Source organism: Bacillus cereus group sp. N11 (genome assembly GCF_016483605.1).
Taxonomy (GTDB): Bacteria; Bacillota; Bacilli; order Bacillales; family Bacillaceae_G; genus Bacillus_A; species Bacillus_A toyonensis.
Window position 1 is genome coordinate 385,934 of record NZ_JAEHBN010000001.1, and the last position, 25,612, is coordinate 411,545.

Here is a 25,612-nt window from a genome sequence, read left to right on the forward strand (position 1 = left end):
AAAAAAGGATTGATCAAAAGATCAATCCTTTACTCTACTTCATTTAAGAAAAATAATGTTATAACACCAGGTCCTGTATGTGCACCGATTGCTGCACCAATTGTATTTACGATAAATACTTCGCAGCCGAATCTTTCCGTAATTAATGCTTTTAACGCTTCAGCTGTTTCTAAATCGTCGCCATGAGTCATACCGATTGTTTGAGCTTTAAGGTCTTTTCCGCGCTCTTCCATAATATCTACAATTCGGCCAAGTACTTTCTTTTTCCCTCTTACCTTTTCAAGTGGTACAAGTTTTCCTTCTTCCACGTTTAAGATCGGCTTAATGTTTAATAAACCGCCGATAAAACCTGCTACTTTACTTAAACGTCCACCTCTAACAAGGTACTGTAAGTCAGCTACAGTGAAGATATGTTCCATATGGTTCATTAAAAAAGCGACACGTTTTAAAATATCTTCTTTTGATGCGCCGTCTTTCGCCATTTTAGCAGCTTCTAAAACGACAAGCCCTTGACCAAGCGAAGCACATTTCGTATCGATAATTTCTAAATCTAAATCTGCATATGTTTCTTTTACTTCCTCTTTAATGACAATTGACGATTGATATGTACCAGACAGTTCAGATGAAAAAGCTAAATATATACAAGGATTACCTTCTTTTGCATAAGAAATAAATTTTTCTTGGAAAGTTTCAAGTGAAGGCAATGATGTTCTATAAACAGCGCCTTCTCTCATTTTTTGCAATAATGTAACTGACTCTAATGTAACTCCATCTAAATACTCTGTTTCTGCTTCATCATATACACGGAGTGGAATTAAATCAATATCATATGCTTGCAGCAATTCTACCGGTAAATCCGCCGCACTATCCGTAATGATTTTAACACCCATTTTTAAACCTCTATTCTGTTATAAATATAAAATAATAAAATAAAAATAGTACTTTTAAATTATATACGTAAAACTTAAATGAAGAAAGGAAAACACTTTATATTGTATGCACTATTCTTCAAAACTTGAACTGTTAATAAAAATCATGCAATTTTAACCACTTTTTCCTGAAATTATATTATGTATAATGAAAATAGTAAAAGTTTTCTGAAGGAGGAGGCATATGAGTATTCAACTGGCTACATATAATGATCTAGAATGGATTAATAATCAATACGAATCAATAGGATTTGTACGGAGCGATTTAAAGCGAGATAAAGTTGCAATCATTACATACAACAATGAGTACGCAGGTGTTGGACGACTAGTCAAAATAGATGATAATACTATAGAAATGGGTGGGATTTTTATTCTCCCAAAATTTAGAGGTCTACAATTAGCTGGGGAACTTGTTTCATTTTTAGTAGAAACTGCGAAAAAATTACAAATACAAAATGTGTATTGTCTTCCTTTTGAGGAACTAGAAAACTTTTATAAGAAATATGGCTATACTGAGGTCGATACTACGAAAGAAGTTGTCCATCCAATTATTCTAAAAAAATATAATTGGTGTTTAAAACATTATGATAAACATGTATTACTGTTTAAATTGTAAGTTTTCTATAATGGGGGTGGATACACTTTGTGTTACACCTCATGTTTTAACAAAGATTTATCCATTTCATCTATTAAAAGAATTAGTTTTTTAAAGCGATCCATCAATTGTATTTCATATCTTTCCCAAACGCTTATTAGCAAGCTCATTTACAAACTTGCTAGCATTATTTTTAAGTTTCTCTAATACATTTTCCTGAAGAAATTTTTAACTAATTGATGTAGAGATGATTAATTATCTAATCCGCACCCAAACTTCCTGTTCTTGTAACAATTGCACAGTTAATTCCAATACAAGGTTTTGTATTAACTGATACGCGTTATCATGCGGTGTACTTCGTTCCGATATAAATTCAATACATTGAAAAATATAACCTTCTACGAGTAAGCTCCCTTTTTCAATTTTAGATGGATTATTTCCTTTCCTTATTATTTTTGGTAATAAAAACTCTTTTTTTGTTAAAATAATTTCCTGTGACACCTCTTTTATTTCTATAACTTTTTCTTTAAATACCACTTTTTCTCGTAAATTAATTTCACCTTTATACTTCCCTATTTCTATTGGGAATTTCGCAGGTATATAATTATTTACTCCTCCTTCATCTTCCTTATCTAAAATTATTCCGTGTATAGGAATCCACGAAGATGTTCCTACCCAATTCTCTTCCATATTACTTTTTATTTTTTGATTAGAAAGTTCTAAAAGCACTCTCTTTTCATAAAGGTTTGAAGAAACTAAATTACAATTAACTTCTCCTTGATAATGTTGCACTGTAGTTAATAACTTAGTATCCAATTCACGACCCCTTTCATCTTTTTGATTCCGAAATACAAATACTTCTTGATTTTTCACATTCATATTAGGGAATTTTATAAAACTAGTCACATCTGAAATAATAGAAAATGGGGTTTTTACTACTTTTGAACGTACTAAGGTCTCTATTTTTGATTCTGAATCTTGACGTTTTTTCTGTGACTCTGTTTCTTTACTCTTTTTCTCGGATTTAACTGCTTCTTCTTTTTTTGACTTTGTTTTTTTACTTTCTTTCTCTGATTCAATTGTTTCTTCTTCTTTTTTCGACTCAGTTTCTTTACTTTCTTTCTCTGATTCAATTGTTTCTTCTTCTTTTTTCGACTCAGTTTCTTTACTTTCTTTCTCTAATTCAATTGTTTCTTCTTCTTTTTTCGACTCAGTTTCTTTACTTTCTTTCTCTAATTCAATTGTTTCTTCTCCTTTTTTCGACTCAGTTTCTTTACTTTCTTTCTCTAATTCAATCGCTTTATCTCCCTTTTTTGATTCTGTTTCTTTATTTTCTTTCTCTAATTCAATTGTTTCTTCTTCTTTTTTCGACTCAGTTTCTTTACTTTCTTTCTTTAATTCAATTGCTTTATCTTCTTTCTCTGATTCTGTTTCTTCAATTTTTTCCTTTTTTCTTATTTCGCGTGCATCATCTTGAACATTCAGCTTTTTCCCTTTATAAACTTTGTTCCATATTTCCTGACCAACCCATGGATTTTTCATCACCATCCCCCCGTCTAATGAAATTCATAAAAATATGTTTTTTGTACGCGACCATTTCATCATTATATATGTTTTATAATAATAAAAAAGACATTGTCTTTTTATCAAAGACAATGCTTTTTTAGTTTTATACTTGTACTTGTTGTACTTGTAAAACTTTTAAAGTAAGATCTAGTACAATTTTTTCACGAAGAGTATCAAATGGTTCGTTTAGGTCTGTTGGACAAGGTGAAAAGTCTAATTCAAAAAATTGAGCACTGACTAATTCGCAATACGGTTGTTCATTATAAAAAACTGTATTTTCGAAGAAGTATTTGTCTAAACGTGGTAGATCACCATTTTTAGGATTAATAAAGTGAGAAGTAGTATCTGAGGAAGCAGCCACTATAGCTAGTGATAGAAAATCACCAGCTGTTAAATCAGCAAAACCAGAAAATGGAACATTAGCAATGCGGTCATATAGCACTCCATTACACTCGTCATTTGCATATTCAATATTTTTACGAATATATCCTTGTACAAATAACTTTGCTCTTGTAACTCGACGGTAAGGTGTACCTGGTACTGGTTCGAATGCTACAGGAACTAACTTACATTGTGTTAAAAATGCATTTTTTAAGATACGTTTAATTTCAACCGCTGGAGGATCTAATGAAATATCAGATTCTACAACAATTTGAATTGTTCTTTCTGCTAATACAACCGGTATTTTTACAATTGGTGCTCCCGGAGTAGTAATTGGCGTTGCAGGTGCATCACTTAATGGTGTTTGGGTTTGTCCTACTACCTGACATGGTACATTAATTGGACATTGTTCACTCATATTTTATAATCTCCTTTATAATAAAATTTAGAGTTTTTTAACTCTCTTTACTGTATATGTACTTTTTCTATTAATGCGTGGGTTTGTATCATAGTCACTTTTATCAATTGCATAGTAAAAGCTTCAATTCCTCTTGATAGTTAAAAATACATAAATTAATATATGGAGCCTATACTGATATCTACCTATATAAAATAGAATTTCTCGACTTTTTTATGATAGAGCTAATAGGTGTTCCAAAATTAATTTTTCAAGAGTCTTTTATTCTATCTAACAAAGAATACATTTAATAAGAACCATCTGCCAACTTAATACTATCCACAAAACAGAACATCACGACTATTGTCCCCTTTATAAAAAATAAAAACCGGCTAAAAAAGCCAGTTTTTGTACTCAATAGATTATAAAATCTCCTTATTATTGAAATAATCATTTTATTCCCTAATATTTCCATAGGAGTTTTTAACAATGCTATCGAAACATTCCAGTCATTTGTCTTTCCCTTTTTAAATTCTTTATTTTGTACAACTCTTACAATCTCTGCTCATTCATCTATTATCCACAAAATAAGTATCATACGCCTTATCAAAAACATATCCTAGCTTTTCTGCTAGTTTGGCAGATGTCGTATTCGCTGCATCCCAGTTTGGGTATTTCCCCTTTTCTAAACAATCCAATATTAACGCTGCACTCACTACGGTCGCCAAACCTTTTCTTCTATGGTTCAGATCCGTCGCAACTTCAATTTCTATCCCCTTATCGTAAATACTATACGAGGATGCACCACATATAACTTCTCCGTTATACAAAATGCTATAACCTATACCTCGATTTAAATAATCTTCTACCGATTGAAATTGACTTGTAAAGTCTTCAGAAAGCTTATGTAGTGTAGAATCATTTGCAATATGCACATCTATTCTTCTTAACTCATATCCTTTTGGAAGTGTTGACATAAAAGATTGTAATTTTGAACGGTCAAAAACTTCCGAATTACGTTTGAATTTATAGCGTAAAAACTTATCTATTTTTCTTTCATAAAATATTTCTAAACGCTTTTTCCATTCTTCACTATTTACGATTACTAACATTTTTTCAGGAATATTACGTAATAACTCTTCTGTTTCTTTCACATTTGGATCTCCAGTATAAAATGTGAAAATCCCTACTGTAACTTGTGCTACTGTCGGATTTTCTAGATCGTTTACCCAGGCTCTTCCCATATGTCCTTGTAAATAAGAAAGTAATATAACATTATTAAAATCTTCGAACATGGAAACTAATTTTCTTCTAGTATGTATATTCGCTTCATATATCATTTACATTCCTGCTTTCTACAAATCAATATAACTCTACATTTTCATGAGGTAACTTATACCCTTTTTACACATCCATTTATTCGGCATATAAGCAAACACCCATTAGACTTAACTTTCATATAATTATAAATTATTCACAAATACAAAATCATTATAACATCAAATCAAAAAATATAAATTCACTTTTTCAATTTTAAAATATACATCTTATTATCCAAATGAAAACTATTTGTTGATAAAATTTTAACCATATACCAATCCAGTTGAATCGCTGTAAGATTGATTAATAAATAAGCTTTTTAAGGGGGATTATAAAATGACTGATTTCTATTCTCGCCTTTCAAAAAGTGACGCCGCTCTTATGCGTATGGCTCATGGCGGGGTTCAACTAATGAACTGGTTTAGCGTTGCAGCAGAATTACAGCGTGACTGGCGAAATGATGTTGAAGGCTTTGGAGCTTTACTTGCTAAACACCTTCCAAGTTATCAAAATATTATAGGAAGCTATATGGGAGCTCAAAAGGAATTTAGTAAATAAATTACTCAATTTTGGATAACTATGTAAACATAATAAAAATAGCAACAGCTATGTACATAATTAAGAAAAGGGCTGCTTCAATAGCCCTTTTCTTAATTGCTTTATCAATATTGTATGCTCTTCCGTCACTTTATTTAAATCAATTACATACTATTCCCCTAGCTTTTCTGTAATGGCTTCTTTCATATTTTGCTGCAAAAGACCGCATTATAGGAGATTATCCATAACAAATCATAGTACAACTAACCACTCTATTTACTTCTAACACCGTACATACGACAAAAGTGATTTTCCCGCCACTATAACGCTCCCATTATATGTAAAAACCCTCCTGTATTTTAAGAGGGTTAATCAATAGATACGTTATAACTCCTTCTTAGAAATAAAGGATTCCGTCTCACCATTTTTATATACTTTAGTCAATTTAACAACTGATTTGTACGTGTTATCATCATCGTTTATCATTTTTTTCAGCTCTTCTATTTCAGCATTACCAGTTCCACTCTCTATTTTTAAGCAGTTCGAAATGGAAAGGTATCCGCTTGATGCCAATATAAAAATAAAAATCGTATCAGGAAAATTAATAAATAACAATCCGTAGTTTAAAGGATCTCCAGCTGGATGCGATAAAAGCAGTCGAAAACCTACCAGTTCAGGCACTTGAACGAAATCTTTAGAAACAATTGCCTCACCTACTATAGTAATTTGCTTTACTACATTCCCGAGTTCATCTGTAAATTCAGTACATCTAGGTGGATTAATTGTGGTTGCTTGGAAAGACACATTTAATTCAGGATTGTTAAAATCAAAAAAGATTGTACTACCCTCCGTTAAACATTGCGGGCAAACATTTCCTAGCAAGCTAAAGTCCTCTTCAATATATTTAACTTTCGATTTACAACTACACACTTTTCCTATTCGAATTGCATCAATCTTTGAACAGTCTACAAATATTACCTCATTGTCTTGTTGTACAAATGATACAATGCCCTTCCTCTTGTTAAATGAAAGAAAATAAGATACATCGATTTCGTTTCCAGCTATTACGATACTTTCAACTTGAGTAAAAGGTTCTAGACTTTGTAAAAATTCACATATACTATTTTGACAACACCCACAATTTCCTTTCGGCTCGCAATCCACTTACATTCAATCCCTTCCCTATATGTTTTTATCTAATACATATAATATGAGCGGAAGATAAGAAAAGCTTGGACAATATAATATTAACGTAAGGAGATAGTTAACTACTCATTAGATTAATAAGGGAATTACACCAATTATAAGTAATAACACATATTTTTTACTATAAATACGTATAACAATTTCATCTTTCATGAAAAAAACGTTATAATAAGGTGTAGCCTCTACGATTACGTTATAAAGGAGATTAAAACAATGGCTAAAATTAAAGTATATCAAGCAAAAGAAGAAAATATGGACGCAGTAAAAAACATCATTGATGTTGAGGAACAAAACCCAACTGCTGAAAACTTACAAAATCTATACGCATGTGTATTAGAAACTGAAGATATGGCATTGCCTGAATCATACATTGAAGAAGATATCTTAATTGATTCTATGGAAGTTATGGTTAATGCTTCTCAAAGCAAACTAAGAGACTTAGGTACATATGATGTAATCGAAGTTCAAAACAAAGGTAAGAAAACACAAATTTTATTATTAGCAGACGAAGAATACGAAATCATCGAAGGCTAATTTAACACCGTACATACGACAAAAGCTCCTTTCAAATTTGAAAGGAGCTTTTTCATTAAGATTTTGATGTTTCACTCTTTATATTCTTTTGTTCTTTCTGCAACACCATGCGCTCATTTCCCATAAAGAAAATGAATACGAATGCTAAACCAGCTGGTACCAATGCCCACATGAATGTTTGAACTATTGAACTAGAAAGAGCGTCAATAATTTTATCTAATATTTGTGGCGGAATTTGAGTTCTAGCCGATTCTGATAAAATGGCTCTTGAATCTCCTAAAGCGTTTGAATTCATTCCCCCGCCCATACCTTTAAATGCTTCTTCTAATTGTTCTTGGAAACCTGTTCTTTGGATCATTCCGAAGATTGTAATACCAAGTGTCATACCTAATGAACGAATAAAGTTACTCGTTGAAGTCGCAGATCCGCGCTGTTCCATACCAAAGTTGTGAATTGAAGCCATGCTTAGTACCGAGAATGAGAAACCAACTCCGAATCCGATAATAATCATGTAAACCGTTAATATTGCCCGACTTGTTTCAGGCGTTAACGTGCTTAATAAGAATAATCCGATTAGCATAATAACAGCAGAAATAATCATAATGTTTCGGTAGCTAAGCTTTGTCGTTAAAAATCCGCCTAACTGTGCTGTTACGACTGACCCTAACATCATCGGTAAAAGTAACAATCCTGAGTTTGTTGCAGTCCCACCATATACACCTTGAATAAATAACGGAATGTACACAGTTGCTGACATAAATGCAGCTCCGTAACATAATGCAATAATTGTACTCATTCCAAACAGACGTTGTTTAAACATCTCAAATGAAATGATTGGCTCTTCTACTTTTCGTTCGATATAAATAAATGCGATTATTAAAATAGCGAATCCAGCAAATAAACTTAAAATAAAGCTAGAATTCCAATCATATTTTTGTCCGCCAAGTTCAAGTGCAAACATTAAAGAAACTACTGCACCAACTAAAGTAATTGCGCCGAACCAATCAATTTTTTGTTTTTTATGAACTCGTGATTCTTTATAAAAGAATGTAATAAAAATAAGTGCTAAAATGCCAAGCGGTAAGTTAATATAAAATACCCAGTGCCAACTAATATAATCTGTAATATATGCGCCAAGTAATGGCCCGAAAATACTTGATAATCCAAATACTGCTCCGAATAATCCACCCATTTTCCCGCGCTTTTCAGGTGGGAAAATATCAAACACGATAGTAAACGCGATCGGCACTAATGCCCCGCCGCCAATACCTTGAATGGCACGATAAATGCCTAATTGTGTAATATTTTCAGCAGTCCCACAAAGTGCCGAACCAATCATAAAGACGATTAAACCGAAAATAAAGAATCTCTTTCTTCCATACATATCTGATAGTTTACCGAAAATCGGCATACCTGCCATTTCTGCGACCATATAGGCAGAAACGACCCATACAAAGTTTTCAAGACCTCCTAAGTCACCAACGATCGTTCCCATCGCTGTTACGACAATGGTATTATCCATTGATGCCATTAAAATACCTAGCAATAAGCCCGCCACAATAAAGCCAAGCTTATTATTCTTCTCAACCATATCTCTTGCTCTCCCTCGCATTACTTATATTTGTTTATGTTCTTTTACGACTGCATTACCTTTTTGATTAAAACTAGTATGATATTCTACAACACTAATTTCACATCCAGAACCAATGGTAACGTTGTTTCCTCTTACTACTTCAGCAATTGTATGTTCTAAATAAATATCATCCCCTTCAACAATTGAAGTTTGGAGGTTTCCAGCATGACTAGTAAAAGGAATAAATCTTGATTTCTTACGCACTGTAATCTTTTTGCCACCGATTTCTCTTACTTTACTTCCTTCATAACGAAGTGAGATTTCAATATGTTCAGCATTAAGCAAACCATCACTTTCAAGACCACCAGTTAGTGATAATTCTTCTACTTCAATATCTCCCTTCACATTTAAAGCACCTTTCACATCTACGAAATCACCTGAAAACTTCCCTGTAACATCAATCATACCTCTAATTTTTGTTTTTTCAATATGAGCATCACCATGCATTTGTGTATTACCATATACTTTTACATATGCTGCATCTACATTTCCTTGTACTTCACTATCTCCATACACGACATAGTTTTTAACTTTCATATTGCCACGCACATCACTTGTGCCATATGTTTTAAACTCATTACAACTCATATCATTCGCAATTGTCCCTTCACCGCGAATCTTCACTTTGTTATAATCTCCGCCCGCTGAATTACCAGAACCATTTACTGTGAGACTATGTTGATGTTCCATACTGATTTCCCCCCTCCGTTAAACTTGCTTAATTTCTTTTACATTTGCGCTTTTATCAACAGTAATAACACCGCTATATTCAATCAGTTCAATCTCACAGTTCGGTCCTACTGTTACATTGTTTCCTCTTACTGTTTTTATGTGAGCATAATCAATATCGATATTGTCACCTTCTAACAATTCAGCTTCTAACTGCAAGCCAAATACTGATTTAAATAGTCTACTAAATGTACTCAATCTATGTCTTACTTTAATCATTTGGCCGCCAATTTCTTTCGCTCTACATGTACCGTGAATATTTATATTAATCTCATCTGCGCTTAATAAACCACCGATTGTAAATTGTCCTTCTGAAGAAAAAATATCAACTTCACAATTCCCATCAATCGTCGCTTGACCGTTGATTTTAAATTCTTCACCCTTAACGTTTCCACCTATCGTACCTTTTCCTGCAATTTTTAAACTATTCGCCTTTACATCTTGTGTAATTGTTGCTTTCCCATCAATTCGCATCGTTTCTGTATTAACTGTACCATCGACTTTACCTGATCCACTAATTCTTGCGTTGCTACTGTTCAAATCACCAGTTACTGCACCATAACCATTACATTGAAATTCATCACATTCAACATTTCCGTTTACAGTGCCTTTTCCATTTAGTTGTACTTTATGAAATTCACCGCCATTGGATGAACCGTAACCATTTATAATTAAATTTTCTGTACGCATTATTTCTCCTCCACTACAACAGTTTAGTTTTTAATACTTCGGTATACTTCATAATCGCTTCTCGTAAAATAATCTTCGTTCCCTTTTCAAAAATTAAATCCTCAATATTTGATACTAAGAAACATGTAGAAATCCCTATTTTTCGAATCATAACTAAATCACAATTTTTATGTTTGATTGCTTCATAATTTTCTCGTAAAACTTGCAGAACCATTTTTCCTTCTTCTAAACTAACTTCTCCTGATTGTAGTAACTCTTCTAACATATACACATAAAGAATATCTACAAATCGAAAGTCTGTCGTTTTGTTCGTTTGCTCAATAAAAAATTGTAAAACAGGTTCTGATGTAATCCCTTTACGGATGAGATCTTCTTTCGTTAAAAGGATTTCTGTCACACTCGGTGAAAACATATTTGCTAATTCATCTAGTGATAAATCTTCTTTCATCGTTTGGATTTTATCAATACGCTCTAAAATCTTTTCTTTCGGAAAAAATGTCTCTTGACCAGTGAATGTTGACTTTCGTACAAACCAATCTTCCGGAATTAAATTTTTTCTCTTCCACCTGTATAACTGTCCGTATGAAATACCTGTAAGCTCTAATAAATCTTTTTTTGAAATTAAATCTGTACTCAACTGTATAACACTCCTTCCTAACAACAATGTAACATAACACTGTTACGTTGTAAATGGAATTATACTACAAGTAGCGTAACAATGTGTAAAACAAACTTGTTTCACATAGAAAAAAGGCTCTGACACATCTTCTGAAAAATGCGTAAGAACCTATATATATCAAGACTTAAACCATATTTCATAAAAATCAATCCAACCTTGCGAATTAATCATTATATTTTGTACTTTTTCATGTGTACTTACCTCTTGTTTGTTACGATATAAAGGAATAATATGAATTTGACGTAACAATGTGTCCTCAAGATCGCGTAACAGTGCAACTCTTTTCTCTACTTGTTCTTGTTTAAAATAAGGGGACAACATTTCATGAAAGTTCATGCTGCTATGCCCATGAATAAAACTGTTTTTTGTCAGAAACATATATAGCAAACTATCTTCTATTCGTTCACTAATTGTTGCGCTATCATGCATGATATCAGCTTTTTGTATCGTACTTATTTGCAATAGTTCTTCTATTTCAAGAAAATTAATCTCTACACAAATTCCATATTTCGCACACTCTTTTTGTATCCATTTTGCATCTTCAACGTGATCTCGTCCTTTAAATGTATACAGTTGTAGCACTTCATTATGATAAATACTTCTTTTCATTAAACTTTCTATATCTTCCTCTATCTCTACTATGCTGGCCTTTGCTGATATTAGTTCCTTTGCCACTTCTCCACGTTCTCCACCGAGTTCTTGAACGATTATATCGCCATGAATGATTTTATATAACGCTTTCCGAAATAACTTATCTTGCATTGGTCCTTCTTTCGTAAGATTGCATGTTACATAAGTCACGTTCGACTCAAGTCGAGACAGTTCTTTATTATGTTTCTCTTTATCTTTATACTGTGCCTTTACTAAAACATCATATGTATCTACACTTTGTTCTACATTCCACAACTCAACGCGATCTAGAAAAGGTCTCTCACGAAAATATAAATGATGCGCTTCCAGTATAAACAGATCTTCATTACTTTTGTATAACTGAAAAGGTCCTGTCCCTATTAATTTTCCTGCTTCATCTTCACTTACGATAGAACACTGTTCTAAACTTAGCATATGTAAAAACATCATATTTTCCGTATGTAATTTAATTTCTAAAACATATTCACCAACTGCATGAAAACTTTCCACATGCTGTAACATCCATGCGTGCGGGTTGTCTACAGCTGTCATGAATCGATTCAATGAATATATAACATCATGTGCAGTAAGGCGTTTTCCATTATGAAAGTGAACTCCTTTTCGTAAATAAAATGTCCATATTTTTTCTTCATCATTATATTCCCAGTGAAAAGCAAGTCTCGGCTCAATAGCAGTTCTTTCTTCATTGATATATACGAGTGTATCAAAAATATGTTTAACCATATGACATTCCGAGCGCATTGTAGCGTAAACTGGATCTAAAGCGATGTCCAGATTCATTTGTACTTGTAAACGGAGTACATCTTTTCTCCCTTCAGAAGTCATTTCAATTTTATGACCAAATATAGAATCAACCCAAGACTGGTATTCTCTCTTTACTGATGGAAAATGTGCGCTATAGCGTTCCACAAATGAGATCCCGCTTTTCACATCCCCTTTTTTCGTTATTTCTTTTCCTCTATCTAAAATCAATGGTGCCGGATTCTTTTTAAATATTAATTTAGAACGATTTCCTCTCCCGCGACCTGGAAACCAAGCGATCCAATGTAACTCTTCTAATTTTTTTATAATTAATTTACTATTACGCTCTGTACAAAATAAAGTTTCAGATATATTTTGCACTGTTATCTCTAATTGTTCTCCTTCTCGTTTCCCTTTCCCATAGGCAAACCATAATTCAATGTATTGATCTAAAATAAACATCATAATCCCCCTAAAAGGTGAAAAATACTCCCTTTTATTTCTACCCTTTTTCCATTTCTCCTTTCATCTTATCATTTCAATATAGAAAGGAGGAAATCAAATTGAACCATCTCTTACTACGTTACAATAAACCTATTATCATTAGACTGTGTGGTGAATTATTAACCCGAACAACGGAATCAATGTTAGCCCTCATTATGATTATATACGTTAATAAGATGTTAAACGGCAATATAATGATGACTATGCTTATTTTCGGACTACAACCACTTTCAGACATTGTCTTTACACTTATTGCTGGGGGCGTTACTGATAAATATGGGAGAAAAAAAATTATGTTACTCGGCCTATTGCTGCAAGGTGTTGCAATCGGTAGTTTTATTTTTGCTCAATCCATTTTTATATTTGCACTGTTATACGTCATTAATGGTATTGGTCGTTCTTTATACATTCCAGCTCAACGTGCGCAAATTGCCGATTTAACAAAACAAAAGCAGCAAGCAGAAATTTTTGCTCTCCTGCAAACGATGGGAGCAATTGGATCCGTAATCGGTCCTTTAATTGGTGCTATCTTTTATACTACTCACCCTGAATATTTATTTATGATGCAAAGTATTACACTTATGATATATGCAATAGTTGTTTGGACGCAGCTCCCAGAAACTGCTCCAGCAATTACAACGCCAAAACAAACACTTGAAGTAGCATCATCTCCAAAACAATTTGTACACAAACATTACGCTGTATTTGGACTTATGGCTTCTACACTTCCTATTAGCTTTTTCTATGCACAAACGGAAACAAATTATCGTATTTTCGCAGAACATGTATTTCCAAATTTCGTATTCATACTCGCATTTATTTCAACTTGTAAAGCCATTTTGGAAATCATTCTACAAATTTTCCTCGTAAAATGGTCTGAACGATTTTCCATGACGAAAATCATCCTTATTTCTTACGCCTGCTATACGATAGCCGCAATTGGCTACGGGCTTTCATCAACAATCTCGTCACTATTTTTCACATTACTCTTTTTAGTCATTGGAGAAAGTATTGCTTTAAACCATTTATTGCGATTCGTTTCAGAGATCGCTCCTACAGATAAACGTGGATTGTATTTTTCGATTTATGGCATACACTGGGATATATCTCGAACGTGCGGTCCTGTTATTGGTGCAGTATTATTAAGTAAACTAAACGGTAATATGCTATTTTATATTTGTGCATGTTTCTTAATAGTTGGAGGTATTGTTCAGGCACTTTTTGTTCAAAATTTAGAACGTAAAAAAATAAAGGGAAATGTCCAAAAAGATAATTCGCAACATACCCCTCAAGTTTTATAGGATGCTACTTTTTTAATAGATCGATATCTCTTATTAGATGAATTATAAAAAACGTTATCCTTCCCTATAAATCTATAGGTAGATAGCGTTTTTTTACTTGCTTTGTATTTTTTTCAAAAATATAATTGAATTATTTCGCCATATGAAAGTATGTATCATAAGGTCGGAAACATACCTTGTTTACAATTGAATACACCTCACTTTTAAAATAAGTGAGGTGTTCTGGAGATTATTTGATTTTTTATCCTGCCATTTTATTAATACTATCCTCTGGCGAAAATACCGAAATATGATATACCTTACCGATCGATTTTGGAATGATGAATTTTAACTCGAACTGATTGTTTACTTTATATACATATATTTGATCTTCACCATTTACTTTAACTGAAGTTGGTTTTCCTAACGCCTTTTCAATTTCTTTTAATGTAATTGACTTTAGTTCTGTTTGATATGAACGTACATCAAAAACTTGTGATCCTTTATTAAAACCGAAGACAACATTTTTATTTGTAAAGGTTGCGTACATTCCGCTCCCTGCTTGTTCTGTTTTATCTGCTTTCCCCCATGCTTTTTCTATTTCTTCGATATCTCCTGTATGAGCAGCAAATGGAACATTAGGTACTTTCCCTTCTTTCGCTAGTTCAAATAATTCTTTAACATAGTTAATTGATTTTTGGTTAAGAGTTGGACTTTTTGAATCTGGCCCTGTTGAAGGTTTTGTTGAATCTTGATTTTTGGGGTTATTCGCTGACTCGTTCTCTTTTTGAGGTGCAGTTCCTTCATTCTTTTGTTCCGTATTTTTTTCAGATGTTGGGTTCGTCTGTTTCTTTTCCTCATTATTCGTACAAGCCATCAATGTTAATACACATGTTAAAGTGAACAATATTCTCAAATGCGCTTTCATATTTTACTACCTCCCATTCGTAAACACTCTATAACATGATTTTTATCTTACATTGATTTCAAACAGGTTGAGATGTGTTGTTTTTCCTTACTATACACCTTCTCTTCTTACATGCTTTATCCTTCTTCTGTCACCTTGAATAAAGTACGTCACAAAAACGCAAAAAACCAACAGAAACTACGTAACATTTCCCTGCTGGTCTCATATTTTTAAGGTTTGAAATTTAATTACATCATTTCTTATTAGTAAACATATGATTCTCTCTACTCTTGTTTTAATGAAGTTGTATAATTTTTCTTTATAATATCTTTTATATGTATGATAAACGATATAAGGAATATCACTGCTAATACACCATTTATCCAATAATATGTATTTTCTTCTGTGTATTTATTATAAAACGATTGAACATTAAATAATAACAGAAACAGAGAAAACAAAGCAGAGCTTGCTAGCATGCCAAAACTTTTCACGAAATTCACCTCTTTTCTAAAATTTATGACCTTTATAATAATACATTTATATAAAAAGATTTTCAAATAGCAGATGAACTTATCTATACTTTAGTATAAATTAAAAAGAACCTGAAATAATACAGATTCTTTCCAAAATAACATATGTAGATAAGCTTTAAAAGCAAAACTAAGAGGTAAGTTTTACTTTCTTTACGTATGTAGAAATCGTACTTTTTACAGTTTCAAAATTATGAGCAAATGTATTATCTCCACTCAGTGCCGTTATACATGTTAAACTTGCCGCTTTAATAAAATGTTTTACATCTACAAGCATTGAATTAGCCCCCATGAATTTAATTATGCTCATTATAACAGATGTATTCCGATTGAAACATGGAAGAAATAAACAACCCTTCGGAAAATTCCATTTCCCCTCAACTTTTTAGCATACAACATACATGTACCTTTATTATATAATTAAAAAGCTGTCCAATATTGGACAGCTTCAAATATGTATATTACACTTCGATTGACTTACCATCTTCTACAATATGATAAAGTAAGTGCGCTAAATGATGAATTGGACCATATTCTTCCTCTTCTTCATTTGTTTCACCTTGGAATTCAAGATCATTTAAGTATAATGCTAAAAATTGATAGTATAATTTCAAATCAAATCCGTAGCAAGCACTTGGCTCTTCGTGATCTCCTTCATATTGTAACATTAAGTATTGATCATTTCCTTCTGCATCTTCTGCGTCAAAGAATACGAAGAAACCAACGTTTGTATCTAAATCAAATAGATGACGAGTACCTTTTTCTGTTGCTTTATTGAAGTCCTCTTCACTTAATTTATGTACTGTTGTCGCTTTTGCATTATCTTCTTGATGGAAATTTACTGTATATGATTTCAATGCTGACACCTCCTGATTGTATAACAGTAGCATATCAGATTAGGCCATATAATTCAAAGGGACTGCTTACAAATGTAAACAGCCCCCTGTATTCATTTTCGCATCGCCCGGAATATAAAGCTTACGATGAAAATCAAAATAATCGCACCTATTAAGGCTGGAACAATCGCATATCCACCTATAATAGGTCCAAATTTACCAAGTAACGCTGTACCAAGCCAAGAACCGACAATACCAGCAATAATATTACCAATTACACCGCCAGGTACATCCCTTCCAGTAATTAAGCTTGCAAACCAACCTAATATACCACCGACAATTAAAGACCAAATCATATGATAACCTCCTTTATAATTCACCAATCAAACTATAATCAGAAACAATTGCTTACCATTAGTTATGTTTCATTTTTCATAAGTTATTCATACAGCTCAACTATTAGATTATTTGAGAACGAAGCTCACTGGACAAATGATTTTACAACTTCACATTTTACATATTAGGGACAATCAGGCTTTAATATCGTCCTCATAAATTCTTCTTTAAAAACTGGATAATTAAAACCAACCGCAATTTTTTGTACAGGCCTATTATCAAACGTCGTTGGCTCAGCTATTTTTCTAAAATCCGCAACACTTTGTCCTCTCGTTACATCATTCGTCGTACTAATCCAAACTGCTGATTTTTTATATTCGAAAATATCATCATTTATAAACGAAATAAACGGCAGTAAATCATGAATAGGACTCCCAGTAATACCCGGGTATTCCTTTTTATAAAAGTTCTCATAATAAAAATCGATCATTGGTTTAATGAGTTTCGCCTGTCCCGTTCCTTCTTTATTAATAATATCAAGCATTTCAGGAGTAATAAGCGCAGCCTGTGTTACATTTAACGGATATATAGTAGCGTTCTGCGCATACTTCATAACAATATTCGCCGCAATTGGATCGCCATAAAAATTCGCTTCAGACACGGGTGTAACATTACCTGGAAATAAGAAAGCGCCTCCCATAATATAATAAGAACAAATACGATTCATTACATTTGGATATAATAAAAATAACGTTGCAAGTGTTGTTAATCTTCCTGTCGCCACAATAACTATATCTTCTGGACAAGGCTCAATTAATTTAATTAATTCACAAAAATTTTCCCGTTTACAAATTCTCATTTCAGGTGGAATAATTGGCCCTAAACCGTGATCCCCATGAATTTCCGGGAAGAATAAAGGCTCTTCAGCTGTCATTGGTCTAGCAGCACCTTCGATGATTTTCACTTCTGTAGCATAGTATTTTTCTAAAAAATATACATTCTCTGTAACGATTTCTCGCGATACATTCCCATACTCTGCGACAATTCCTATAATATCTAATTTACAAGTTTTATTTGCATAAATTAACGCAACTGCATCGTCAATACCAAAGTCTCCAAAAAAGATAATTTTCTTATTAACAATCCTCACCTCTCTTCAGCATAATCTACTATTATTATTATGTGAAAAAGACAAGGCGGTGAAACGCTGCAAACTAAAAAAGCCGCCTATTTATTGGCGACTTCAATCTTTTTATAAGACAAATATGCTAATACATTCTTACTTGAATCGTATTTTGGATTGTTTCCTTTTCTCGGTTCTCTCATATGCGTTTTTTCAAATCCAGGAATGTCCGGGATTTTCTCCATAAATTCAAGCATTTCTTCTTCAGTTCCTTCAATACGTACGCGAATCATTATTGCAATTCCTCAATTCTCATTTTCTCAGTACTAAGTATAACGCACTTTGAAAAGACTTCAAGAAATTTATCTTTTTAATGTTGTACTTTTTTTACAAATAAACATAGCCATTTCAGTATAGAATGACTTTACTTTATTATTTTCAAATAGAATATGAAAGTATTCCTTCATTTCGTTTGGTGTTTTCATCATACACTCTGTTAATTTTTCACGCTTTTGCATAGGTACTTCCAGCATGTCACACCACCAGTCGAAATCAAACTTTTTATCGAAAGTGAAGCATGACTGCATTTGCAAACCATTTTTTTCTAATAAAGTAATCCATTCTGTCTTTTTCAAAGCTCTTTCATGACTCGGATCACGCTTTTTTTCTATAAAATTATAAAATGTATCATATTCATTATTTTCTGGCGAAACATTATCTATTAAAATAAATAATCCATCTTCTTCTAACGTTCGATTTACTTCATAAATAAATCGCGTCGGATTTGTAAAATGATGTGCTGCAATCCTGCATGTAATTGTATCAAATGCTTTATCAGCAAATGGCAATTTTTCAGCATGTCCAACGATAAAAGATACATTGTCATGCCCATTACCTAAAATGAATTTTTTCGCATTCTCTAACATTTTTTCAGTTAAATCTAATGCAACTACTTCTTTAAACAATGGTGCTAATAAATTTGCAACATGTCCACCACCAGTAGCAATATCAAGAAGACGATTATTATGACGAGGTTCAACTTGTTGAACTACATATTGTAAATCCAGTCCTTTTGCATGAATTTTACTTTTTACATACTTTTCTGCATTATTACCAAACTGTTGTTTCATAAGCTCTTCCTTACTCATTTTATCATCTTCCTTCTATTGTTATTAACATATATGATTCATATAATAATTAAAGTTCTCTTTATGTATTTTCAAATCCTCTTTTCAGCTCACCTCTTGTAATACAGACAGACCATCGTCAAAATGATATGAATATTACTTTAAAACAAAAAAGGTTATGGGAACTAATCCCCTAACCCAACTAAATATCTATTACATCTTTATTTCCTCATATATATCTATGTAATATAAATCCTCTTTCAACTTCATAATAACTTCTACTTCATTATAAGTAGCCTCTCGAGCATGTAAACCAAATTGATTCATGCCAATCCATATCCACCCAGGTGTATGATGAAGTATATCGATATTAAAACCATCTAACTTAGTAAGCTCCGATTTAATAAATGTATCTTTAATAGCGATTTGTTTGTCTATTAATCCATATTCTTTTCCATTTTCAAATAGCGATATAATTTTCCCTAAAATCGGATGTTCCCGAACAATAAAATGATAGTCCCTTTCATCTACATTCGCCACAATCAAACGAAAATCAGATACATCAGTCCCAAAATTCGGCATATTCATTTTTTCACCCCCTTAATTAGCTTCAATAATATCATAACAAATGAATATTTAAATAAAGTTAATAAAATGTAAAAAATAAAAAAGCTGACTTCCCTTTAGGAATCAGCCTTTATATTTTAGTTACCTTTATACTTTTACAACCTATTACAATGTTTCCTTTTCCTCATCATTTCCAGAAACTAAATTTCCTATAGCATCTGCCGTTACTTCTACCACAAATTCACAAATACCTGCTACAACTTCTCCAATTACTTCATCCATCTTTTTCCCTCCTTATTTTATGTAACTTATTTGTAGTATAGAAGAGATTGGTTATTTTTAACTATCGGAAAAGGTGACAAAAACATTACAGATTTGTAAGCTATTTCAACATGCTAACATTTTTACTTCTACCTTTTGAAACCCAAAGTATGATTAACAGGTATATAGGCCACCATAATATAAAGCAAGTAATACATTCGATAGAGGAGGCGTGCAAAATCTATTACGTAAAATTAATTAAAGGAAAATCATTCTATGCGTTTGATCATCGTTACTTAGTGTCTGAAGAAGAAGAGGTTTCAGAAAAAATTTATAATTACTTACGACGTAATGAATTTTTCGAAGTTCGTAAAGAAGAATATTCTGCTTAATGTAGGAAGGGCATCAAGAAATACACCACCTACTCTTGGTGCTTTTATATTATTCCCCTATATTCAACCCTATTCTATTACTATCTTCTAATATACGTCCAATCTAATCCGTCATTACCTTCATATTTTAATATATGAGGAGGTGACAACCATAACTCATATCATTGATTACCAAGCTATTCAGCCAATAAATAAAACTGACGCAACTACTTTTACAATTCCCGATTCCCCAAACAAAGCAATTCTAGCAAATATTGAATTAAAAATTCCAATAAAAGATTCACGTGATAATCGAGTAGAATTAATTGCTACAGTTGGAGTTAAAGGTATAACTGATATATCACAAATATTGTTTAGGGTTTTCCGTAACAACATTGAAATTTTCAACACACAAGTAAGTATTAGATCTACAGATTCTGAACAATATTACGTTGAAACATTTCAAACAATTAATAAAAATATAAGCTGTGGGATTCACGAATACACTTTAACTGTGGAAAATTTAACAAGTGCTGCAAGTGCAGATGTTATTGGCCCCCTCACCTTTAGTGCATTAGCAATTGGACAAGGTCATAATAGTTATTAAGCAACTCTATTTACAAAGTGTATTTTAGAAAAGTGAGACGTACTATTACGCTCTTGCTTTTTTTATTTTTTATATGTAATTAATTCAAAGTTCATTTTATTTTTAATGCTTATTTTATCAACTCATAAATCCAATTTTCGCCAAATCAAAAAGATTGAAATCCACTAATGAAACACGTAATATAGACTCTGACTCGAAAAAAGTTCGTAAAAAAATACTACATAAATAAGGAGGTTTTATATACGAGTTTTTCACTTTAAAAGACGGAGAGGTTTTACATTATGTGGCGTAATAAAAATGTTTGGATCGTTTTAATTGGGGAGTTTATTGCTGGTCTAGGTTTATGGCTTGGTATTCTTGGCAACCTAGAATTTATGCAAAAATATGTCCCTTCTGATTTTATGAAATCAGTTATATTATTTATCGGACTATTAGCAGGTGTTCTTGTTGGTCCAATGGCTGGTCGGGTCATCGATCAGTATGATAAGAAAAAAGTTCTTCTTTATGCTGGGTTTGGTCGGGTTTTAAGTGTTATTTTTATGTTTTTCGCTATTCAATTTGAAAGTATAGCCTTTATGATCGCCTTTATGGTTGCACTTCAAATTTCAGCCGCATTTTATTTCCCTGCATTACAATCTGTAATTCCACTCATCGTACGTGAACATGAGTTATTACAAATGAACGGTGTACATATGAATGTTGGTACAATCGCTCGTATTGCAGGTACTTCACTAGGTGGAATTCTTTTAGTTGTAATGAGTTTACAATATATGTATGCCTTCTCAATGGCTGCATATGCTCTATTGTTCCTTTCAACTTTCTTTCTACAATTTGAAGATAAAAAATCAACAGTGCCAAGTAAACAGGCTGCAAAAGATAATAGTTTTATGGAAGTATTTCGTATTTTAAAAGGAATTCCTATTGCTTTCACAGCACTTATATTAAGTATCATCCCACTATTATTTATTGCTGGTTTTAATTTAATGGTTATTAACATTAGTGAAATGCAACATGATCCAACGATTAAAGGATTCATATATACAATTGAAGGTGTTGCATTTATGTTAGGTGCCTTCGTTATTAAACGTTTATCTGATCATTTTAAACCTGAAAAATTACTATATTTCTTCGCAGTTTGTACCGCTTTTGCACACCTTTCATTGTTCTTTAGCGATATAAAATGGATGGCTCTTACATCATTTGGTTTGTTTGGCTTTAGTGTCGGCTGTTTCTTCCCTATTATGTCGACAATTTTCCAAACGAAAGTAGAAAAAAGCTATCACGGCCGCCTCTTCTCATTCCGTAATATGTTTGAGAGAGTTATGTTCCAAATTGTCTTACTTGGAACTGGCTTCTTCTTAGATACGATTGGGTTGCAATATATGGTTCTCATCTTCGGAGTCGTTTCGTTGTTGATTATTTCTATTTCCCTTTCTAAACAGAAACATTATGAAAAACAACCTTCGCAATCTGCGAATTTATAACGTAAACATTATTGGGCATGGATTCAGTTTTATACTGGGCCATGCCTTTTTGTTTTATAAAAAACCATTTAATATGTTAAGTGAAACGATTTAAAGGAGTCCCCCTTTCGCTTTCGAATATAGTATATAAATAATAAATAAAGGAGTTGCAAAAATGTATGATGGCATGCAGTTATTTATTATCTTTATTTTTGTAATAATTATATTTAGCATCCTAAACTTTTTAACCATTTCCCTTTCTCAACATAGCTTTAAAAGGCGAATTGTGGCAGGTTTCGTTTTCTTATTGTTAACTCCCATTGTCTTTTTGACTACTACAGCATTCGCTTCTTTATTCGATAAAAGTGGATTTAGCGTAGGTACGTTAGCCTTTATTATTGCAAGTGTATATATTTTAAATGGAATAGTCATCCTACTTTCCTCCTCATTTATCCTCAAAAAGGCATAGCCAAAATTATACTGATAGGCATGAATAACTAGTAATACGCTAAATTCATGTCTTTTATTTTTGCTATGCTTTTCCCAATTTTTATGTGAAATTAAGTAATTCTTTAAAAAAATTTAAACTTTATTTATTACAATATTTCTATCGTATTCGCACGTTTATTAGCCATAATAAGAAAGGAGCACAAAATGAAAAAATATCTACTTATATTTCCTATACTGATCGTTTTACTTAGTGGCTGCAACAAGAATGATATATACGGTTCTTGGGAAGTCGTTGACAATAAAAACGGTGAATGTCCTGTATATTATAAATTTGAAACAGTTGTCAAAAAAGAAAATAAAGAGGAAATTGTTCAAAATTTAGTAGAAATGCAAACTACAAATAAAAAAGAAGATTTATATAAAGGTTCATTTGTCAAAAATTCTAATGTATATCACATTGATTATGGCAACTCATTTACATCAGATCAAACTTTAAAGGTTGTCGATGATACATTAAATGTATATTTTTTGACAGCTGAAAAATTATGTACATATAAAAAGAAATGATTACATTTCAGATGAGACGCAGGAAATATTTTCTGCGTTATTTCACTTTAGAAAGCTTTCTCAAAAACATTTCCCTCTTTTTAATCTTTTAATTTGAATGTATAATTGCTTAATAATCTAAATAATTTCACTGTGAGGTGCTTATTATGAGAAGTTTAAGTCCCTTACTTATATCAACAATTTGTCCCGTCATCCTAATCCGCGTAGAAAGATATAATAGACATTTCAATTAACCATTCTAGCCTATATACAGCTTCCTCTTTCAAAATAGACTAACCCTTCCTCTAAATTTCTCAATCGTTTTAATTTTCATAAAAAAGTGATAAAATGTAAACATGTGTTTTCAGAATAATTAAATACGTAGAAAGAAAGCACTGTTTTTAGGAGGGGTTTTGATGACTTACACGTTAGCAACTAGAATGAAAGCATTCCAATCTTCTATATTTAGTGAATTAGGGGCCTATAAAAAAGAGAAAATTGCAGCAGGTCATAAAATGATTGATTTAAGTATCGGAAATCCTGATATGCCTCCTGCTGATTTCGTAAGAGAAGCAATGGTACATACAGCAAGTGAAAAAGAAAGCTATGGATACACATTAACAGGTATTCAAGAATTTCACGAAGCTGTAACTGAATATTACAATAACACTCATAACGTTTTATTAAATGCTGAAAAAGAGATTTTATTATTAATGGGTTCACAGGATGGACTCGTTCATTTACCGATGGTTTATGCAAATCCAGGAGATATTATATTAGTTCCTGATCCAGGATATACAGCTTATGAAACAGGTATTCAAATGGCTGGTGCAACATCGTACTACATGCCATTAAAGAAAGAGAATGATTTCTTACCTAACTTACAAGTTATCCCTGAAGAGATCGCCGATAAAGCAAAGATGATGATTTTGAACTTCCCAGGGAATCCAGTTCCAGCAATGGCACATGAAGATTTCTTTATAGAAGTAATCGCATTCGCGAAAAAACATAATATTATTGTTGTCCATGATTTTGCTTATGCTGAATTTTATTTCGATGGCAATAAACCAATTAGCTTCCTCTCTGTACCCGGTGCAAAAGAAGTTGGCGTAGAAATAAACTCTTTATCAAAAAGTTATAGTTTAGCAGGTAGCCGCATTGGTTATATGATTGGAAATGAGGAAATTGTCGGAGCGCTTACGCAATTTAAGTCTAATACAGATTACGGTGTATTTTTGCCTATTCAAAAAGCAGCATCTACAGCACTAAGAAATGGTGCGGAGTTTTGCGAGAAAAACCGCACCATTTATCAAGAACGTAGAGATACTTTAGTCAATGGGTTCCGAACGTTTGGCTGGAATGTCGATAAGCCAGCTGGCAGTATGTTCGTATGGGCTGAAATACCGAATGGATGGACTTCTCTAGAATTCGCTTATGCATTAATGGATCGTGCAAATGTCGTTGTAACACCAGGTCATGCATTCGGACCTCACGGAGAAGGCTTTGTACGTATTGCTCTTGTTCAAGATAAAGCGGTATTACAACAAGTTGTTGAAAACATTAGAAATAGCGGCATTTTTTCTCTTGAAAAAATAGAGGAATTAGTTAAAAATTAGTTACTACTCCCCTGCTTAACTTTAGCAGGGGTATTATTTATTGGAGGTACTTTCATATGCACATTAAAGATACACTACCCCATCGTTATCCATTTTTAATGATTGATAAAGTAACAAGTATAAAACAAGGTGAATCCGTGACAGGATACAAACTCATTACAAATAACGAATGGTTTATAAATGATACGCAAAAACATATGCCTCATATGTTAATTGTAGAAGCACTTGCTCAGCTTAGTGCATTTGTAAATACAAGTGACTCTGAAGGATTAGGCTTTCTCTCCTCATTAGATGGAGTTGAGTTCCATGAGAAAGCATACCCTGGTGATAAACTTGATTTACATTATGAGCTAACACGTAACCGTCGAGGGTTTGTTCTCGGTACAGGTACGGCAACAGTTAACAGCCACCCTATTGTAACTATAAAAAAACTATTAATATATCAAGCAGATTAATCACTATTTGATCCGCCCGGGATATCTATCCCACGCCAATTG

29 protein-coding genes and 1 pseudogene are annotated in these 25,612 nt (G+C 32.6%); 11 read left to right on the forward strand and 19 right to left on the reverse strand.

The window, feature by feature from the left end:
* Positions 1–29: 29 nt before the first annotated feature.
* Complete coding sequence (locus tag JDS98_RS02035; protein ID WP_098820412.1) at positions 30–890, reverse strand: DegV family protein; 861 nt, start codon at positions 888–890, stop codon at positions 30–32.
* A gap of 223 nt (positions 891–1,113) precedes the next feature.
* Here JDS98_RS02035 and JDS98_RS02040 point away from each other — a divergent pair, with 223 nt between their 5' ends.
* Positions 1,114–1,545: a GNAT family N-acetyltransferase gene (locus tag JDS98_RS02040; protein ID WP_098820414.1), complete on the forward strand. Its 432-nt coding sequence runs from the start codon at positions 1,114–1,116 to the stop codon at positions 1,543–1,545.
* Positions 1,546–1,779: 234 nt separating this feature from the next.
* On the opposite strand, the gene JDS98_RS02045 is transcribed toward JDS98_RS02040, so the two are convergent.
* The 3 genes from JDS98_RS02045 to JDS98_RS02055 all read right to left on the reverse strand — a co-directional run bounded on the left by JDS98_RS02045 (position 1,780) and on the right by JDS98_RS02055 (position 5,208).
* Positions 1,780–3,066: a BC_2427 family protein gene (locus JDS98_RS02045; RefSeq protein ID WP_199633493.1), complete on the reverse strand. Its 1,287-nt coding sequence runs from the start codon at positions 3,064–3,066 to the stop codon at positions 1,780–1,782.
* A 127-nt stretch (positions 3,067–3,193) separates the two neighbouring features.
* Positions 3,194–3,889 (reverse strand): CsxC family protein, encoded by a 696-nt coding sequence (locus tag JDS98_RS02050; RefSeq protein ID WP_001294998.1) that lies wholly within the window; start codon positions 3,887–3,889, stop codon positions 3,194–3,196.
* Positions 3,890–4,437: 548 nt separating this feature from the next.
* Entirely contained in the window at positions 4,438–5,208 is a 771-nt protein-coding gene (locus JDS98_RS02055) for a GNAT family N-acetyltransferase (protein ID WP_098711981.1), read from the reverse strand.
* A gap of 340 nt (positions 5,209–5,548) precedes the next feature.
* On the opposite strand from JDS98_RS02055, the pseudogene JDS98_RS02060 reads away from it, so the two are divergent.
* Positions 5,549–5,746, forward strand: a pseudogene (locus JDS98_RS02060) (isochorismatase hydrolase); the annotation flags it as partial.
* A gap of 363 nt (positions 5,747–6,109) precedes the next feature.
* Here JDS98_RS02060 and JDS98_RS02065 read toward each other — a convergent pair.
* Positions 6,110–6,889: a BC_2878 family exosporium-associated protein gene (locus tag JDS98_RS02065; protein WP_199633494.1), complete on the reverse strand. Its 780-nt coding sequence runs from the start codon at positions 6,887–6,889 to the stop codon at positions 6,110–6,112.
* 255 nt (positions 6,890–7,144) lie between these two features.
* Between JDS98_RS02065 and JDS98_RS02070 the strand changes: the two genes are divergently transcribed.
* Positions 7,145–7,465, forward strand: coding sequence for a hypothetical protein (locus tag JDS98_RS02070; RefSeq protein ID WP_001062729.1), 321 nt, complete (start codon positions 7,145–7,147; stop codon positions 7,463–7,465).
* A gap of 55 nt (positions 7,466–7,520) precedes the next feature.
* On the opposite strand, the gene JDS98_RS02075 is transcribed toward JDS98_RS02070, so the two are convergent.
* The 5 genes from JDS98_RS02075 to JDS98_RS02095 all read right to left on the reverse strand — a co-directional run bounded on the left by JDS98_RS02075 (position 7,521) and on the right by JDS98_RS02095 (position 13,050).
* A complete protein-coding gene (locus JDS98_RS02075; protein WP_106080553.1) occupies positions 7,521–9,056 on the reverse strand; it encodes an MDR family MFS transporter in 1,536 nt (511 codons plus the stop codon).
* A gap of 24 nt (positions 9,057–9,080) precedes the next feature.
* Complete coding sequence (locus JDS98_RS02080) at positions 9,081–9,788, reverse strand: cytoplasmic protein (protein ID WP_199633495.1); 708 nt, start codon at positions 9,786–9,788, stop codon at positions 9,081–9,083.
* Positions 9,789–9,806: 18 nt separating this feature from the next.
* Entirely contained in the window at positions 9,807–10,517 is a 711-nt protein-coding gene (locus JDS98_RS02085) for a polymer-forming cytoskeletal protein (RefSeq protein ID WP_199633496.1), read from the reverse strand.
* 13 nt (positions 10,518–10,530) lie between these two features.
* Positions 10,531–11,154 (reverse strand): YhbD family protein, encoded by a 624-nt coding sequence (locus tag JDS98_RS02090; protein WP_098711977.1) that lies wholly within the window; start codon positions 11,152–11,154, stop codon positions 10,531–10,533.
* A gap of 159 nt (positions 11,155–11,313) precedes the next feature.
* The gene (locus tag JDS98_RS02095) at positions 11,314–13,050 is read right to left on the reverse strand and encodes an ABC transporter substrate-binding protein (RefSeq protein WP_098711976.1); all 1,737 of its coding nucleotides are present in this window, start codon (positions 13,048–13,050) and stop codon (positions 11,314–11,316) included.
* 101 nt (positions 13,051–13,151) lie between these two features.
* Here JDS98_RS02095 and JDS98_RS02100 point away from each other — a divergent pair, with 101 nt between their 5' ends.
* On the forward strand, positions 13,152–14,393 hold the full coding sequence (locus JDS98_RS02100; protein ID WP_098912152.1) for an MDR family MFS transporter: 1,242 nt from the start codon (positions 13,152–13,154) through the stop codon (positions 14,391–14,393).
* Positions 14,394–14,634: 241 nt separating this feature from the next.
* Here the strand turns inward: JDS98_RS02100 and JDS98_RS02105 are convergent, their stop codons facing one another.
* The 9 genes from JDS98_RS02105 to JDS98_RS02145 all read right to left on the reverse strand — a co-directional run bounded on the left by JDS98_RS02105 (position 14,635) and on the right by JDS98_RS02145 (position 19,816).
* Positions 14,635–15,300 carry a YjgB family protein gene (locus JDS98_RS02105; RefSeq protein ID WP_098106678.1) on the reverse strand — a complete coding sequence of 222 codons (666 nt, stop codon included), beginning with the start codon at positions 15,298–15,300 and terminating at the stop codon, positions 14,635–14,637.
* A 263-nt stretch (positions 15,301–15,563) separates the two neighbouring features.
* On the reverse strand, positions 15,564–15,773 hold the full coding sequence (locus tag JDS98_RS02110) for a hypothetical protein (protein ID WP_000834516.1): 210 nt from the start codon (positions 15,771–15,773) through the stop codon (positions 15,564–15,566).
* A gap of 169 nt (positions 15,774–15,942) precedes the next feature.
* A complete protein-coding gene (locus JDS98_RS02115; protein ID WP_098711973.1) occupies positions 15,943–16,089 on the reverse strand; it encodes a chorismate mutase in 147 nt (48 codons plus the stop codon).
* 184 nt (positions 16,090–16,273) lie between these two features.
* Positions 16,274–16,669 (reverse strand): hypothetical protein, encoded by a 396-nt coding sequence (locus tag JDS98_RS02120; protein ID WP_000844593.1) that lies wholly within the window; start codon positions 16,667–16,669, stop codon positions 16,274–16,276.
* A 92-nt stretch (positions 16,670–16,761) separates the two neighbouring features.
* The gene (locus tag JDS98_RS02125) at positions 16,762–17,004 is read right to left on the reverse strand and encodes a GlsB/YeaQ/YmgE family stress response membrane protein (RefSeq protein ID WP_000638302.1); all 243 of its coding nucleotides are present in this window, start codon (positions 17,002–17,004) and stop codon (positions 16,762–16,764) included.
* 164 nt (positions 17,005–17,168) lie between these two features.
* Positions 17,169–18,134, reverse strand: a complete 966-nt coding sequence (locus tag JDS98_RS02130) for a nucleoside hydrolase (protein WP_016108598.1) — start codon at positions 18,132–18,134, stop codon at positions 17,169–17,171.
* 77 nt (positions 18,135–18,211) lie between these two features.
* On the reverse strand, positions 18,212–18,400 hold the full coding sequence (locus JDS98_RS02135; protein ID WP_064475559.1) for a DUF3970 family protein: 189 nt from the start codon (positions 18,398–18,400) through the stop codon (positions 18,212–18,214).
* A 69-nt stretch (positions 18,401–18,469) separates the two neighbouring features.
* Positions 18,470–19,255, reverse strand: a complete 786-nt coding sequence (locus JDS98_RS02140) for a class I SAM-dependent methyltransferase (RefSeq protein WP_098711971.1) — start codon at positions 19,253–19,255, stop codon at positions 18,470–18,472.
* A gap of 192 nt (positions 19,256–19,447) precedes the next feature.
* The gene (locus JDS98_RS02145; protein ID WP_199633573.1) at positions 19,448–19,816 is read right to left on the reverse strand and encodes a hypothetical protein; all 369 of its coding nucleotides are present in this window, start codon (positions 19,814–19,816) and stop codon (positions 19,448–19,450) included.
* A gap of 485 nt (positions 19,817–20,301) precedes the next feature.
* On the opposite strand from JDS98_RS02145, the gene JDS98_RS30060 reads away from it, so the two are divergent.
* From JDS98_RS30060 to JDS98_RS02180, 7 genes are all read left to right on the forward strand, one after another.
* On the forward strand, positions 20,302–20,454 hold the full coding sequence (locus JDS98_RS30060; protein WP_079996667.1) for a YqbF domain-containing protein: 153 nt from the start codon (positions 20,302–20,304) through the stop codon (positions 20,452–20,454).
* Between the two features lie 151 nt (positions 20,455–20,605).
* Complete coding sequence (locus tag JDS98_RS02155; protein ID WP_033657360.1) at positions 20,606–21,040, forward strand: hypothetical protein; 435 nt, start codon at positions 20,606–20,608, stop codon at positions 21,038–21,040.
* 281 nt (positions 21,041–21,321) lie between these two features.
* Positions 21,322–22,524, forward strand: coding sequence for an MFS transporter (locus JDS98_RS02160; RefSeq protein WP_199633497.1), 1,203 nt, complete (start codon positions 21,322–21,324; stop codon positions 22,522–22,524).
* A gap of 154 nt (positions 22,525–22,678) precedes the next feature.
* Positions 22,679–22,972, forward strand: a complete 294-nt coding sequence (locus JDS98_RS02165; RefSeq protein WP_199633498.1) for a hypothetical protein — start codon at positions 22,679–22,681, stop codon at positions 22,970–22,972.
* A gap of 185 nt (positions 22,973–23,157) precedes the next feature.
* Positions 23,158–23,520 (forward strand): hypothetical protein, encoded by a 363-nt coding sequence (locus JDS98_RS02170; RefSeq protein WP_000760384.1) that lies wholly within the window; start codon positions 23,158–23,160, stop codon positions 23,518–23,520.
* A gap of 395 nt (positions 23,521–23,915) precedes the next feature.
* The gene (locus tag JDS98_RS02175) at positions 23,916–25,115 is read left to right on the forward strand and encodes an LL-diaminopimelate aminotransferase (protein ID WP_199633499.1); all 1,200 of its coding nucleotides are present in this window, start codon (positions 23,916–23,918) and stop codon (positions 25,113–25,115) included.
* Between the two features lie 56 nt (positions 25,116–25,171).
* A complete protein-coding gene (locus tag JDS98_RS02180; protein WP_000547668.1) occupies positions 25,172–25,570 on the forward strand; it encodes a 3-hydroxyacyl-ACP dehydratase FabZ family protein in 399 nt (132 codons plus the stop codon).
* Positions 25,571–25,612: the final 42 nt, after the last annotated feature.